Here is a 14,575-nt window from a genome sequence, read left to right on the forward strand (position 1 = left end):
ATGGAATACTTAGTAAAAATGTTTTCCCTTGAGGGCAAAAAAGCAGTGATTACAGGAGGTGGAGGAGTACTTGGTTCAGAGATAGCGAGAGTACTCGGGATGGCAGGTGCTTATATATTCATATGTGACATTAAAAACTATAATGAAACAGCAGAAATGTTAAGGAAGGAAGGGATTAGGGCAGAAGGTTATTTTATGAATGTTCTGGAAAAAAATGTTATAAAAGATACTGCAGACAAAATACTGAAAAATGGAAAGATAAATATACTTGTGAATGCAGCGGGCGGTAATGTAAAAGAAGCAACTACCTCTGACACCATGTCCTTTTTTGACCTACCTCTTGAAGGACTTGAAAAAGTGATTGCCCTCAATCTCTATGGAGGGGCAATATTACCATCTCAGATATTTGGTAAAGCAATGGCAGAAAATTCTGAAGGTGGCTCCATTATTAACATTTCCTCAATGAATGCCTTCAGACCACTTACACGAATCCCTGGATATTCAGCGGCTAAAGCAGCAGTAAGTAATTTTACTCAATGGCTTGCCGTGCATCTCGCTCAGGAATATAACACAAAATTAAGGGTAAATGCTATAGCCCCAGGATTTTTTCTTACACAGCAGAATAGATATTTACTAATGGATGAAAAAGGTACTTTAACAGCACGGGGACAGTCAATCATATCCCACACACCTATGAAAAGATTTGGAGAACCGGACGATTTAGCAGGTATTGTGATATATCTTGCTTCAGATGCTTCTAAATTTGTTACAGGAACAGTAATACCTGTAGATGGGGGATTCAACGCTTTTGCTGGAGTGTAAAAAAATAAAAAAGGAGGAGAGGAAATGAAAGTAAAAGCAGATATTGGTGTAATAGGAATGGAAGTTATGGGAAAAAATCTTGCCCTGAATATGGAGAGTAAGGGCTATACCGTAGCTGTATTTAACAGAACAGAGGCAAAAACAAAGGACTTTGCAGAAGGACCTGCAAAAGGGAAAAATATCATCCCTACTTATGAACTTCAGAACTTTGTAGATGCCCTTAAAAAACCGAGAAAGATTATGTTAATGGTGAAAGAAGGTGCACCTGTAGACGGTTTTATTGAGCAATTGATTCCACTGCTTGATAAGGGAGACCTTATAATAGATGGAGGAAACTCATTCTTTAAAGATACTATAAGAAGGAATACAGAACTTCAAGGGAAAGGTATCCTATTTATAGGAACAGGTGTTTCTGGTGGAGAAGAAGGTGCTCTTAAAGGTCCTGCCATCATGCCTGGAGGACAGTTAGAAGCATATAAACTTGTAGAGAATATTTTTATTGATATTTCAGCGAAAGCAGAAGATGGAGAACCCTGTGTAACCTATATAGGACCGGATGGAGCAGGGCACTTTGTTAAGACGACTCATAATGGTATTGAATATGGAGATATGCAACTGATTGGTGAATGTGCCTGGTTTTTCAAAAAAGGACTCGGTATGAGTTCTGGGGAAATAGCAGATATTATGGCTGAATGGAACGGGAAAAACGACATTCTTCGTTCATATCTCATAGAGATAACGGCTGATAGTATGAAAGAAAAACACAAAGCAGGAGATGGTTATCTTGTAGATATAGTAGCAGATATCACAAGGATGAAAGGTACAGGAACATGGACTGTTCAGAGTGCACTTGAATTACTTGTACCTGTCCCTACTATTGCTTCTGCTGTCTTCTCACGTGAAATGTCCCAGGATAAAGATATCCGTCTGAAAATGTCAAAGATATTAAATATCCCTGCAGGTGAAAAATTCACCGGTAATAAAAAAGATGTTATAGATATAGCCCATGATGCACTCTACATTGCTAAAATATCTTCTTATGCTCAGGGATTGGCATTACTACAGGCAGCATCAAAGGTATATAATTTTAATTTAAATTTAGGAGAAATAGCGAAGATATGGAGAGGAGGATGTATTATAAGAGCACAGTTCCTTGATGAGATTACAAAATCATATAAAGAAAACCCTGAACTGCCCAATCTCCTTTCTGCTCCAAGATTTTCCTCCTTTGTTAATAAAAATCTATGGAAATTAGGGAAATTTATAGAGATTGCTCACAATGCAGGAACTCCTGTTCTCGGTATGGCATCCTCATATGACTATATCCTTCAAATTGCATCACCTGTAATGTTCTCAGCACAGGTAGCAGCACTACAACGTGATTATTTTGGTGCTCATGGTTATTTCAAGATAGGTGGAGAAAACAAACCAGAAATAATCACCACATCTGATGGTAAGATAAGAGAATTCCATACCGAATGGCTTGTGAAAGGAAGGCCAGAAAAAGAAATAACAAAATAACTTTTACTCATTACTTATACCCTCTCCTCAAAAAGGAGAGGGTATAAGTAGTAAAAAAGCAGAGAAAAAATGTACAGAGGCAAAGGGAGTAAAATAGAACCGGTAAGTATAAAAGAGTTATATAAAATTGTAGAAGATGTCCTTTACGGAGTAAAAAACTTTTCAAATAAAAATGTTCTTGTTGTTATTCCTGATACAACCCGTTCAGGACCTACAGATATTATTTTTAAATATATACATATGGTTCTTACTCCTGTAGTGAAAAAAGTTGATTTTCTTATAGCCCTCGGGACCCATCCCCCAATGCCTGAAGAGAAGGTAAATGCATTTTTAAAGATAACAGAAAAAGATAGAAAGACAATTTATAAAGATACATCTATTTTACAGCATGAATGGGATAAACCTGAAGGGTTAGCACATATAGGAACCATATCTGCGGAGGACATGAAAGAAATTTCTGGTGGGCTAATGTCAGAAGATATCCCTGTTACTATAAACAAAAAAGTTCTTGACTATGACGAAGTTATTCTTGCAGGTCCTGTATTCCCTCACGAAGTTGTTGGATTTTCTGGAGGATATAAATATCTTTTCCCTGGTATATCAGGTCCTGATTTTCTCCATAAATTTCACTGGCTCGGGGCACTTATAACCAATCCAAAAATCAATGGAACAAAAGATACACCTGTAAGAAGGGCGTTGAATAAAGCAGCATCGTTATTAAGAGTTCCTATAACACTTTTATGTTATGTGGTTAAAGAAGGAGATATATATGGTTTTTATGGAGGTGATGTTGAAGCATGGTCAGAAGCAGCAGACCTATCTTCTGATTTGAATATAAAGTATGTTGAAAGACCTTACAGAACAGTGCTTTCTATCGCTCCGGATATGTATGAAGATATCTGGACTGCAGGAAAGTGTATGTATAAACTTGAACCGGTAGTGGCTGATGGAGGAACACTTATTATATATGCTCCTCATGTGAAAGATGTTTCTCACACACATGGTAAAGAGATAGAGAAGGTTGGTTATCACACGAGAGATTATTTTTTAAAACAGATGGATAAATTTAAAAATGTTTCTGGCTGTATCCTTGCCCATTCAACCCATGTAAAGGGTATAGGTACATTTATAGATGGAGTTGAAAAACCCAGAATAGAGGTGGTGCTTGCAACAGGTATACCAGAAGATATATGTAAAAAGATTAATCTCGGATATATGGACTACAGAACGATTAATATGGAGAGATATAAACAAGATATAGATACCCTTGTAGTAGAAAAGGCAGGTGAAGTACTTTACAGATTGAAGGATGGTACTGTCCCGGATATAGATAAACTTTATGGAAAATTTTAAAAAATCTTATCCTGACTTTAGAATATATGAAAATTCTATAAATGAAGCAGGTAATAAATATATCTTTCTTGTTTCAAAGGATAATAGTAAATTTATAGTCATTGGAAAAACAGATTTCAAATTTCTTCCTGCGAGTGAGAATGTAGATATTCTTCTTGAAAATTTTCCTTTTTTAAAACCTACTACCTGTGGATTAAAAAGGTCTTTTGGCTTTGGTGACCGACTTGGAATTTCTACACCAGGACATATAAGAGCAGTTAAGGATTATCCCTTTTTTCCTTTATTTGCACAGCAGTCAGTAAGGGAATTAGAAAGAACAGGAAGAACTTTCAAAGATGTAAGGAACTCTGCTGTATTAGGATGTTTCCAGGAGGGATATAAAGATGGATTTGGGGCAGACGCAGACCATATAAAAGAGATTAAATATCTCAAACAGGCAGCAGATGCTGGCTTTACATTCTTCACAATAGACCCATCAGATAAGATACACAACCCTGCTGTTATGTCTGAAGAACAAAAAAAATATATTCTCGGTGGATATATATCTGCTTTTGAACAAAATTATCTTAACAGGAGATATCATATTAAAAAAACTTCATATCTAATAGATAGGGATGCCCTTGAAGAACTTGTTATTACCTATGGAGAGGCAATAGACCATATTGAAGAATGTTATAAGTTTTTGAAAAATCACTGTAAAACATTTGACTTTGAGGTCTCTGTAGATGAGACATCTATACCTACAACTCCTTTAGCACATATCTTTATTGTTGAAGAATTACAGAGAAGAAATATCAATTTCCAGAGTATTGCATTTAGATTTCCCGGACATTTTGAAAAAGGAATCGATTATAATGGAGATATAAATGTCCTGAAAGAAACATTTATAGCACATCAGACAATACGTGAAAAGATGGGAAATTATAAAATTTCATTACATTCAGGTAGTGATAAACTTTCTATATATACACTATTCAAGGATATATTTGGGGATAAAATCCATATAAAAACATCAGGTACAAGCTGGATTGAAGCCGTAAAACTCATTGCTATGAAGGACTTTGGACTTTTTCTTGAGATACTTAAAAATTGTCTTAAAGATTTTAAGGAAAATTCCGCTTCTTATGAGATATCAGCAAAACCAGAAAAAATAGATTTAGAAGAGATAAAAGATATTTCTGTAGAAGATTTATTTAGAGATAATAATATCAGACAGATTATACATATAAGTTATGGAAGCATACTCGGTAAAAGTAATAGTAAAGAAGTCAAAGAAAGGTTTTTAAAGATTTTATATAAATATGAAGAAGAATATCATACATTGCTTAAATCACATCTTGATAATCATTTGAGATTGATATAGTAAAGGTTTTACCTCAGACGGTTAGACCACCTTGGTTTTGTCCATTTGACTACAGTTAATTCTCCTGAACCACCACCTGTATCTCCAGGTACATCTTCATCACTAAGAGCAACATCATAATATACTCGTACATTTCCCGTTAGATTTAAAGTATTAGAAACTATACTTCCACGAAAACGTGTGCTATTTGCAACAGTAACAGTTGCTGTAGGGGCATAAACTACTGCATATACATCAGCATCTCCTGTTCCACTTAAATTCACAGTATTAGTTGATGCCGAGTATATAGCTAAATTGGATGGTTTTCCATTAAGGTTCATTTTAGCACTATTAGCAATTGTAAAATTGGCATTCTGTCCAAGATATATGGTAACTTTAGCTCCACTTGCTAAATTAAATCTACAGTTATTAGTTAAATTTAAGTTACCTGTTATGTATAAACGTACATTCCCATTTAGAGTTAGTTGTGCATCGCTATCTAAAGTAAAATTATTAAATTTAAAATCTCCATTAGAAATAGAAGCAGTTCTTGGCCATTGACTCATAGTAAAGTTATTACTCGTAATTTGATAATTTCCTGAAAGCCCAGGTGCACCATATTGAGTATAAGGACGATTAAGTAGTTCAGATGGTATAGATACAGGATTTAATGTACGGGGTTCAGCGTTATAAGTTATATCTCCTCTAATTGCATCAGTTATAGCTCTCCATGTTGGAATAGATATCTGTCCCCCTGAAGCTACACTGGCATCTCCAAATATAGTACCAGTAGATGTTATTTGAATAAGAAGGTCGCTACCTACTAATGCATCCTGAGTAGTCCCATTTCTGGAGTCATAGCCAAGTATTTGAGAACTGCCATCAATATATACTCTTGTTTTTCCAAATATCCCGTTCCCAAATGTTCTTCTCTGTCCTCCACCTTCTAAATATAGTTCTACCTGTTCAGTTATTCCACGAACATTTCCTGTTGAACGTATTACTCTTTGATTATTTATATTACTAAGATTCACAATAAAAGTTCCATCTCCTAATTGTAATTCTGTGCTCTCTGGTACCCAATTTATATTTTCTTTTAGATGCGCATATGCTCTGTAAGCACCTGCTTCAGCAAGATAAAATGCTTTTTCCCTGTTCAAACGTTTCTTCATACTAATCCGTTCTAACGTACCGAGGTAAAGAATCCCCATACCAACAATGAGTATAATAAATATAAATACTACTCCCATTGGAAGTAGAAAACCTTCTTTATAACGTCTCATATTTCTATCACCTTCCTATCTATTCCTTACTTTTACAGAAAATCTATTAGTAAAGTTTTTCCCGAATTTGGACACTGTTAACTCTACATTTATGGTATTTGTTAACCCTGTATCTTGCAAATTGACATCAGAAAATTTTATATCCTGAAGTGTGTTTATGACAGGGTAACTACTTCCGTTTTTAATATCCTGCATAATAAGTTTATTTTCGCTACGATAAAACTTCTTTTCCCAGATATTCACTCCATTTTGAGTATATCGTGTATAGATTTGTCTTCCCGTTGGAGGAGAACTACCTGTAATTATATCCTGTATTTCATAATAGTTTGCTTCTTCAAGAATTGCTTTTATATTTAGCCCTGCTACATCCATATCTTCTTGAAGTTCTTTTATTCCTTTATTTATATACCAGTCCTTCCATGATACATATAAAAAACTTACAATTGCAACCAATCCTATTGCTACAATAACAACAGCAATAAGTAATTCAATAAGTGTAATACCCTTTTTCATTGTTTTGGTAGATAGGTATAGAAAGATATTTCGTTATTTCCAGTCCATCTTACTCTAACTTGTACTTTCCATACTAAAGCATCATTTTCATCTTCAGATATAGACACTATTCTTTCTGCAGATATATTATATTCTCCCAGTGTTATATTTTCTGTTATCGTCCCTGCCTGTACTGAACTCTTCCCTTTAATTTCCTCAATCTTTTTTATTGCTGACCATGTAGCATATCTTTCAAGGCGAGCACTATAAAGGTTTTTTCTATTGGTATAAAAAAATACAGAACCCGCGATAAATCCAAGTGCAATTATTACAGTTGCTAAAAGAACCTCAAGCAGGGTAAATCCGTTCTTACCTCTCTTCATTCTTTTTTTCTTGTTCCTCCATTCTTTTCTTTTCCTGCTCTGCTATAACTTTTGCTTCTTCACCTGTAATAATCCTTGGAATAAGAAACATTACAAGGTCTGTTTTTCCTTTCTGTTTATCTTTTCTGCTAAAGAGAAATGGAAATATATCGCCGAGGACAGGAACCTTTGATTTCTTTTCAATAGTATCCTGTCTTAAAAGTCCACCTATAACAAGTGTTTCTCCACTTTTTATCATTACCTTTGTTTTTGCTGTTCTTTCATTTGTGTCCACAGCATCTTTAAATACAGATGATTGAGTTGCTGAACTTACTGTTGGTTCAACATCAAGTATAATAACACCCTCTGCATTTACATGGGGGACAACCTTCAAGCTTACACCCACATCTCTATATTCATACTCCGTAGTAATCCTTCCCCCTTCCATACTTTCAGTAATTTTGGGTGCTACAGCCATATTTTTCGTAATTTTTATTGTTGCAGGAGAGTCATTCAATGTTGTAATCCGTGGATTAGCGAGTATATTTGCCTGTCCTTTATCTTCAAGAATCTTCAAATTTGCAGTAAGTTCTGCAAATGAAAGAGTACCTAGTGTAAATTGCGGTGATTGTGTTGCTGTAGTCATAGTACCTCGCCTCGGACTAACAATCTCTCTTGAATAACTTTCCTCCCATGGAAAAGAAGTATCTATTGCTGGACCAAACCAGCTTCCTTCCACATTCCACTTAATCCCGAGATATTTTAAACTATCTGTAGCCATTTCTACAAGAATTGCTTCTATCGCTACCTGTGGTACGGTCTTATCAAGAGATATTATTATTTTTCTAATATCTTCAAAAAGTTCAGGAGTTTCTCTTATAGTTATACTATTGGTTCTTGAGTCAATAACCATCTGTCCATTACTACTTATTAGAGTAGATAGAACCTTTCCGAGGTCCTCCGCTTTTGCATATTGAAGAAAGAACGTCTCACTTTTAAGAGGGGATACTGTCTCTCCTGACACCTTAACCATATAGATATCTGTTCCTGAAATTTTTTCCCTATAAAGTCCATTTGCTTTAAGTATTGAATCAACTGCTTCTTCGCTTGATACATCTTCAAGATAGGCACTTATTGGCTTCTCAGCAAGTTCAGCACTTGTTATCAGTTTTATCCCTGTGAGCTTACTTAAACTCTGCAGGACAAGTCCTAACTTTGCTTGATTATATGTAACGGTGATATTTTTTGCCATTATACTTATAGATATAAGGAAAATTAGTATACTCAGGATTTTAAATACTTTAAGATGCTTGGTCATTTTATCATCTCCTTTTATTGTATATAAAGTGGGACTACATCCTTCCCTTCTTTAAGTAAAACCCTATCACTTAGTATCTTATAAACCTGGATACTCCCTATAAATTCTCCTTCCTTTTTTACATCATCATTTATAATAGCCATTGATATCCTTCCATCGGTAATAATTCCAGACAGTGTCAATTCTAAAAGTTTTTGTTCTTCAAATTTTTTATTAGAAATAGTAAGGGGGATAAAGGGGTCTTTTTTTAAATGGATTGACGTACTAGTTCTATCTTTATCTATTAATTGAATACTCTCTTTTAGTTTTTCTATCCCTTGTTCAATAGTATTTACATCAATCACTACTGATATTGATTTTCTCCCTTCTGCAAATAAAAATGTACTTATTATCAAAAGAAAAATATAAATATATTTATTCATTTTCACCCTTCTTTTCATCTAATGCTTCTTTCTTAATTCCAAAAATTCGCATTTCATAAATGACTAATATATTGTTAGATATAAGTTCTCTTTCTTTTGTTACAGATATTTCTTTCACTATTAAAAATTTATTATTTTGTTCTATGTCATTTATAAAAGAAACGACTTCAGGAAATCTACCTGTAATTTTCACTTTCCATTTATAGTATAATTGGTCTTCTTTTGTCATCCTTCCTGCAGTACTTTCTTCTTTCGTAATCTCTATTATTTCTATGCCTCTATATTTTGTAAGATTATATAGATAGTTATATAATGCAAGACCAGGGTCAATTTCTGTTAGATCAAGCCATAAGAAATCCGTTAATTTCTCATGTCCGACTCTTACTGTGCTTTCTATAGAATTGAGGAATGTTGGAGTTGTGGTTACTTTCATATAAGTATATTCTATCCTTGATTTTTTAGTTTTATATTCCTGTAATATTTTCCCCTGAGGTATGAGAATAAATCCATATATAATAAATCCTATAAAGATATATGACAATATCATCCATATGGAATATTTCTTAATTAGATGTTTCAATGGCATTTTTACCTTTCTTTCCTTTTATTTCACACTCTATTAAAAAAGAGATCACTTCTGTATTTTCAACAATAATTTTTTTAACTTCTTTTAGATAAACATCTTTAAAACCATTGAAGGCAGTCAGATTTTTTACAAATTTATCTATAGATTCCCTTTCATTCATTATCTCTCTAAAGACATACCCTGAAATTAAAATTACTGTAGATTTCTCTCCTCTATCTCCTGTAGATTGAGGTCTATTATCTACTTCTTTACTATAAAACCTTTCCAGCCATATCCCTGAAGGGACATTTTCTCCTACAAAATTTAGAATAGGTGCCCACTCTATTCTCTTTTCTTTTTCATTAATAAAAAAATTAATGCTTTTCAACATCTCCTGAGATTCAACATCTTTTTGTTTAATAAAATCAAACTTTTCTTTATCAGATATAATTTTCTGCTGTATATTTTCTATTTCATTGCTTGTTTTACTGATAATACTCCTATTGGACAAAAAAACTATCAATAAAAATCCTAAAAGGAAGAAAAGTCCTGCAAAATAAATCAGAAAAAGGTTAAATACCATATGTCTATTTTTAAATCTTTCAAGACGTGTCCTAATTATGTTGATTTCAATCATTTTATTTTTCTCAATATAAGCCCAAGAGAAATAGAAAAAATTGTTCCTGTTTCTTTTATATCTATAGGAATTGGTATCTCTGTCTCTATCTCTTCCAGTGGATTCCAAACATTAGTAGGAATATTCATATCCTTCTCTAAAGATTCTTTCAATCCAGGTAGAAAGGCGCCACCGCCAGTTAAGAATAATGATTGAGCTGTCTTTTCAGTAATTTTTTTGAAATAATCTATACTTACTCTTGTTTCTGTAATAAGATCTGAAATAACTACGGGTATCATTTTTTTTATTTCATTTTTGTTCTCTCCCTTCTTTATATATATCTCTGCTTCTTCTGAAGATATATTTTTTTCCAAAGCAATAGTATCTATCACATTTTTACTACCAAAAGGGAGGTCTCTTACAAGAATAAATTTGTCTTTTTCTGCAATAACAAGATTAGTCGTTTTATATCCAACATTAAGAATAAATATTATTCCTTCATATTCAGCATGTAAATAAGTAAAACTATTTAAAATGGCCAATCCATCATAATCCATAACGAGTGGTTTAATACCAGCCATCTGCATTGTTGAAATAATAAAATCACACTTATCTTTATGGTAGCCGATAAAAAGAATTGTTTTTTTATTCCCGTTGGGAAGAAAAACGTAATCATATTCAAGATTTCTTATTCCCCCAGGAACTACCTGCATCATTTCAAGTTGTACAGCAGATTCTATTTCTCCCGGTGGTAAGTCGGGTATATTAAAATAATGTATTACAGTTCCTGTACCACTTATACTCAAAATCCCTGTTTTAGTTGATATGGTATGCTGAGATAAGAAATTTTTTAGTGCTTTAACAAATACATCCTGTTCTCTTTCATTTAAATTGTCTTTAAAATTAGTGAATGGAGAAGGAAAATAACCTATACGTCGTAATATTATACGTCCATTTCTTATACATCCTTCAGATACCTTTACATAATAAGACCCCACATCTATACCTAATAACCATTTCATAATTTTTATAGACAGAGAGGGAAATTTTCCCCCTCTGTCTATTCCTTGAATTAATTATATACCGCTATATGAGATTGTTGAACCTGCTGCATTTGTGTATGTCAGTGTTACAGTAATCCCTGCCGCATCACCGGTCCCTGTTGTCTGAGCAGTAAATCCGTTTGCATCAGCAGCTGTTATAGCATAGGATGTAAAATATCTATTCCCTGTAGCAGAGATATTTAAATTATTAGAATCAGTGGTGTATGTATTGTGTTCTGCATAATATATCTTCTGTGCTGTAAGAACTGAACCGAGTAGTGCTGCGCCTTCTGCTGCCATTGCTTTTCTCACCTGTGCCCTGTATATAGGAATAGATATGGCAGCCAGTACACCAACGATAATAACAACCGCCATTAACTCTATCAGGGTAAACCCCTTCTTCCCTTTTGTTTTCATTTCTCTGCTGTTATTAATTATAACATATTCTCAAAAGTTTATCAAGTTAACAAATTTTATTTTATCTCATTGAACCTGCTAAGTTAAATATAGGAAGATAAATAGCAATTACTATTGTACCTACAATAACAGCAAGTCCAATTATCAAAATTGGCTCGAGAATTGAAGTTAATACATTCAAAGTAGCATCTACTTCATCCTTGAAAAATTTCGCTGTTCTTCTTAACATCTCTTCTATATTACCGGTTTCTTCTCCTACCATAACCATCCTGGTAAGCAAGATAGGAAATATTTTATACTTTTTCATTTCCTCACCCATAAGAGCACCTTGTAATACTCCTTTACGTACTTTAAGTACTGCATTTTCTACTATTTTATTCTCCACAGTTTTAGATACGATATCAAGAGCTGATACGATAGGAACTCCTCCTGCAAGTAATGTTGCAAGTGAATTTGAAAATCGTGAAAGAGATACTTTAAGAATTAAAGGACCAAATATAGGTGTTCTTAATTTCATTCTATCAATCTTTTCTCTACCAGCAGGGGTCCTATTAAATATAAAAAAGGAAATAAAACAAATAAAAAAGAAAGGGAGTATAAAAGGTAAGGCGGAAATAAAAAATTCACTTATACCTAATATTACAAGAGTAAATTTTGGAAGCTGGGCATTAAAACTTTTAAAAATTTCATTGAATTTTGGCAGTAGAAATAAAAACACAAAGAATACTACAGCAATAAAAAATATAAGAACAACTATAGGATAACTTAATGCTTGTTTAACTTTGCTCTTTAAAATAAGCTGTTCTTCAAAATCAGAAGCAATTTCTTTCATTACTTCAGCGGTATTACCGCTTTCTTCTCCGGATTTAATTAAAGCAATATAAAGGGGAGAAAACACTTTAGGATGTTTTGAAAGTGCAGATGAAAAACTATCTCCCTCTTGAATGTTGGACTTAATATTTTGTAGAACATTAGAAAAGTATTTATTAGACGTTTGTGTACTTAAATCGTCAAGAGTATCTGTTATAGAAACACCTGCAGCAAGCATTGTAGACGCCTGTCTGGTAAACAGAGCAAGCTCTTTAAGATTTACCCGTCCTTTCTTTAGCTTTTGCTGTTTTTGTTTAGATAATAAAAGTCCTTTTTCTTCAGCGATCTGTATATTTACAGGAAAAAGATTTTGATTTCTCAGTCGGGTTACAACTGCAATATTTGAAGGTGCTTCTAAAAGACCTTCTATGCGATTTCCTTTTGTATCTCTCGCTACATAATAATATCTCGCCATTTTACATTTATGTAAGTGTCTTACTTAAAAGTTCTTCTACAGTAGTTATTCCCGCAAAAACTTTTTTTAACGCTGCTTGCTTAAGAGTTGTAAATCCATATTTAATACACAGTTCTCGTAGTGCTTCCTCATCAGTATCCTTAAGTATCTGTTTTTTTATATCTCCTTTATTGAGGTTTAGAACTTCAAAAATGGCAATCATTCCTTTATAACCGGTAGAATTACATTCTCCACAACCTCTACCTTTATATATTTTATTCTCTACTTTAATTCCCATATTTTTTAGAATTTCAGTGCCTTCTATATCCTCCTGTAAACAATTTTGACATATTCTTCTTACAAGACGTTGTGCCATAATAAGATGGACTGCATCAACTATAAGATAGTTAGGAATACCCATATAATTTAAACGGGCTACTGTTGAAATAGTATCATTTGTATGCAAAGTACTTATTACAAGATGGCCTGTAAGTGCTGATTGAATAGATATCTGTGCTGTCTCAAGGTCCCTTATTTCTCCCACCATTATTACATCAGGGTCCTGTCTCAATATACTTCTTAAAACCTCTGCAAATGTAAGTCCTATTTTTGGTTTTACCTGAACCTGGTTAATTCCTGCAAGTTCATATTCTACTGGATCTTCAATAGTTATAATATTCTTCTCAGGAGTATTTATAAAATTAAGTCCTGAATATAAAGTAGTTGTTTTTCCTGACCCAGTTGGTCCTGTCACGATAATCATTCCATATGGTTTTTTTAAAGAAGAACGGTAAATATTTGCCTCTTCTTCTTCCATTCCAAGTGTATCGAGTGTCTTTACAAGTGATTGTTTATGTAAAAGCCGTAAAACAATTTTTTCTCCATATATAGTAGGTAAAGTTGAAACCCTTACATCTATTTCTCTTGGACCTATCCTGAATTTTGTCCTTCCATCCTGTGGTAAACGCCTTTCTCCTATATCAAGGTTTGAAAGTATTTTCAATCTCGTAACAATACCAGAATAAGCCCCTCTTGGAGGTGGAGGCATATGGTATAGTGCCCCATCTATCCTGAAACGTAAAGAGATTTTATCTTCTTGTGGTTCAAGATGTATATCAGTAGCCCTTTTCTCAGTCGCTTCTAAAAAGAGAGAATTAACAAATTTAACTATGGGTGGGTCTTCAGCAGCTACTTTTAATTGTTGAACATTTACAACTTCTGTATCAGTTCCTGTCTCTTCTAATTCAGATGTTGTTCGGGATAGGTCTGTATTAACTCCATAGTATTTTTCAACAAACTCTTCTATCTGACTTTTTTCTGCTCTTACTATCCTTAACTGCTTATTGGTATTTCGTCTTACTGTGTCTATAGCCACTATATCCGTAGGATCAGCCATAGCAATAGTTAATTTATCCTTTTCAAGAGCTATTGCAATAAGATTATATCTCCTTGCAATATTTTCAGGAATCAGATTTACAACTTCTGCTTTTATACCTCTAATTTTTGAAAGGTCAACAAAACTAGATTTCTTTTGGTCTGTTAGACACTCAATAATCTGCTCTTTTGTAACAATTCTTTGTTCAATCAGAATCTCCCCTAGGAATTTTTTTTCTAAGGTCTGCTTGAGGAGTGCATCTTCAAGTTGTTCCTGAGTAATAAGCCCTTTTTCTAACAATATCTGACCCAGCTCTTTCCTTTCCATTGGTAAATTAGTTAATCATACATAACCTTTTTTGTCAATTTTCCCAATGAAAG

Annotated in this window: 15 protein-coding genes and 1 pseudogene; 4 read left to right on the forward strand and 12 right to left on the reverse strand. The window is 33.6% G+C overall.

The features are described 5' to 3' along the window. The 4 genes from N3D17_02315 (at position 1) to N3D17_02330 (ending at position 5,059) form a co-directional block, all read left to right on the forward strand. Positions 1 to 822: an SDR family oxidoreductase gene (locus tag N3D17_02315; protein MCX8082221.1), complete on the forward strand. Its 822-nt coding sequence runs from the start codon at positions 1 to 3 to the stop codon at positions 820 to 822. Between the two features lie 24 nt (positions 823 to 846). Next, positions 847 to 2,343 (forward strand): NADP-dependent phosphogluconate dehydrogenase, encoded by a 1,497-nt coding sequence (gene gndA / locus N3D17_02320; GenBank protein ID MCX8082222.1) that lies wholly within the window; start codon positions 847 to 849, stop codon positions 2,341 to 2,343. A 69-nt stretch (positions 2,344 to 2,412) separates the two neighbouring features. After that, a complete protein-coding gene (locus N3D17_02325; protein ID MCX8082223.1) occupies positions 2,413 to 3,696 on the forward strand; it encodes a lactate racemase domain-containing protein in 1,284 nt (427 codons plus the stop codon). Next, a complete protein-coding gene (locus tag N3D17_02330; GenBank protein ID MCX8082224.1) occupies positions 3,683 to 5,059 on the forward strand; it encodes a tagaturonate epimerase family protein in 1,377 nt (458 codons plus the stop codon). The genes N3D17_02325 and N3D17_02330 overlap by 14 nt, the downstream gene beginning before the upstream one ends. Before the next feature lie 8 nt (positions 5,060 to 5,067). Here N3D17_02330 and N3D17_02335 read toward each other — a convergent pair whose 3' ends face one another. From N3D17_02335 to N3D17_02390, 12 genes and pseudogenes are all read right to left on the reverse strand, one after another. Continuing rightward, a complete protein-coding gene (locus tag N3D17_02335; protein ID MCX8082225.1) occupies positions 5,068 to 6,321 on the reverse strand; it encodes a hypothetical protein in 1,254 nt (417 codons plus the stop codon). 15 nt (positions 6,322 to 6,336) lie between these two features. Next, complete coding sequence (locus N3D17_02340) at positions 6,337 to 6,834, reverse strand: prepilin-type N-terminal cleavage/methylation domain-containing protein (GenBank protein MCX8082226.1); 498 nt, start codon at positions 6,832 to 6,834, stop codon at positions 6,337 to 6,339. Then, positions 6,831 to 7,196 carry a prepilin-type N-terminal cleavage/methylation domain-containing protein gene (locus N3D17_02345; GenBank protein MCX8082227.1) on the reverse strand — a complete coding sequence of 122 codons (366 nt, stop codon included), beginning with the start codon at positions 7,194 to 7,196 and terminating at the stop codon, positions 6,831 to 6,833. The genes N3D17_02340 and N3D17_02345 overlap by 4 nt, the downstream gene beginning before the upstream one ends. Then, positions 7,183 to 8,493, reverse strand: coding sequence for a hypothetical protein (locus N3D17_02350; GenBank protein MCX8082228.1), 1,311 nt, complete (start codon positions 8,491 to 8,493; stop codon positions 7,183 to 7,185). The genes N3D17_02345 and N3D17_02350 overlap by 14 nt, the downstream gene beginning before the upstream one ends. A 14-nt stretch (positions 8,494 to 8,507) precedes the next feature. Continuing rightward, positions 8,508 to 8,915: a hypothetical protein gene (locus N3D17_02355; GenBank protein MCX8082229.1), complete on the reverse strand. Its 408-nt coding sequence runs from the start codon at positions 8,913 to 8,915 to the stop codon at positions 8,508 to 8,510. Further along, positions 8,908 to 9,501 (reverse strand): hypothetical protein, encoded by a 594-nt coding sequence (locus N3D17_02360; protein ID MCX8082230.1) that lies wholly within the window; start codon positions 9,499 to 9,501, stop codon positions 8,908 to 8,910. The genes N3D17_02355 and N3D17_02360 overlap by 8 nt, the downstream gene beginning before the upstream one ends. Beyond that, the gene (locus tag N3D17_02365) at positions 9,479 to 10,117 is read right to left on the reverse strand and encodes a hypothetical protein (GenBank protein MCX8082231.1); all 639 of its coding nucleotides are present in this window, start codon (positions 10,115 to 10,117) and stop codon (positions 9,479 to 9,481) included. Before N3D17_02365 ends, N3D17_02360 begins: the two co-directional genes overlap by 23 nt. Next, positions 10,114 to 11,118, reverse strand: coding sequence for a pilus assembly protein PilM (gene pilM, locus N3D17_02370; GenBank protein MCX8082232.1), 1,005 nt, complete (start codon positions 11,116 to 11,118; stop codon positions 10,114 to 10,116). Before pilM ends, N3D17_02365 begins: the two co-directional genes overlap by 4 nt. Positions 11,119 to 11,172: 54 nt before the next feature. Beyond that, a complete protein-coding gene (locus tag N3D17_02375) occupies positions 11,173 to 11,478 on the reverse strand; it encodes a hypothetical protein (protein MCX8082233.1) in 306 nt (101 codons plus the stop codon). Further along, a pseudogene (locus N3D17_02380) lies at positions 11,458 to 11,556 on the reverse strand (prepilin-type N-terminal cleavage/methylation domain-containing protein). The gene N3D17_02375 and the pseudogene N3D17_02380 overlap by 21 nt, the downstream one beginning before the upstream one ends. 61 nt (positions 11,557 to 11,617) lie before the next feature. Next, entirely contained in the window at positions 11,618 to 12,841 is a 1,224-nt protein-coding gene (locus tag N3D17_02385) for a type II secretion system F family protein (protein MCX8082234.1), read from the reverse strand. A gap of 7 nt (positions 12,842 to 12,848) precedes the next feature. Beyond that, positions 12,849 to 14,522, reverse strand: coding sequence for an ATPase, T2SS/T4P/T4SS family (locus N3D17_02390; protein ID MCX8082235.1), 1,674 nt, complete (start codon positions 14,520 to 14,522; stop codon positions 12,849 to 12,851). Positions 14,523 to 14,575: the final 53 nt, after the last annotated feature.

It is taken from the genome of bacterium (genome assembly GCA_026414725.1).
GTDB lineage: Bacteria > Ratteibacteria > UBA8468 > B48-G9 > JAFGKM01 > JAAYXZ01.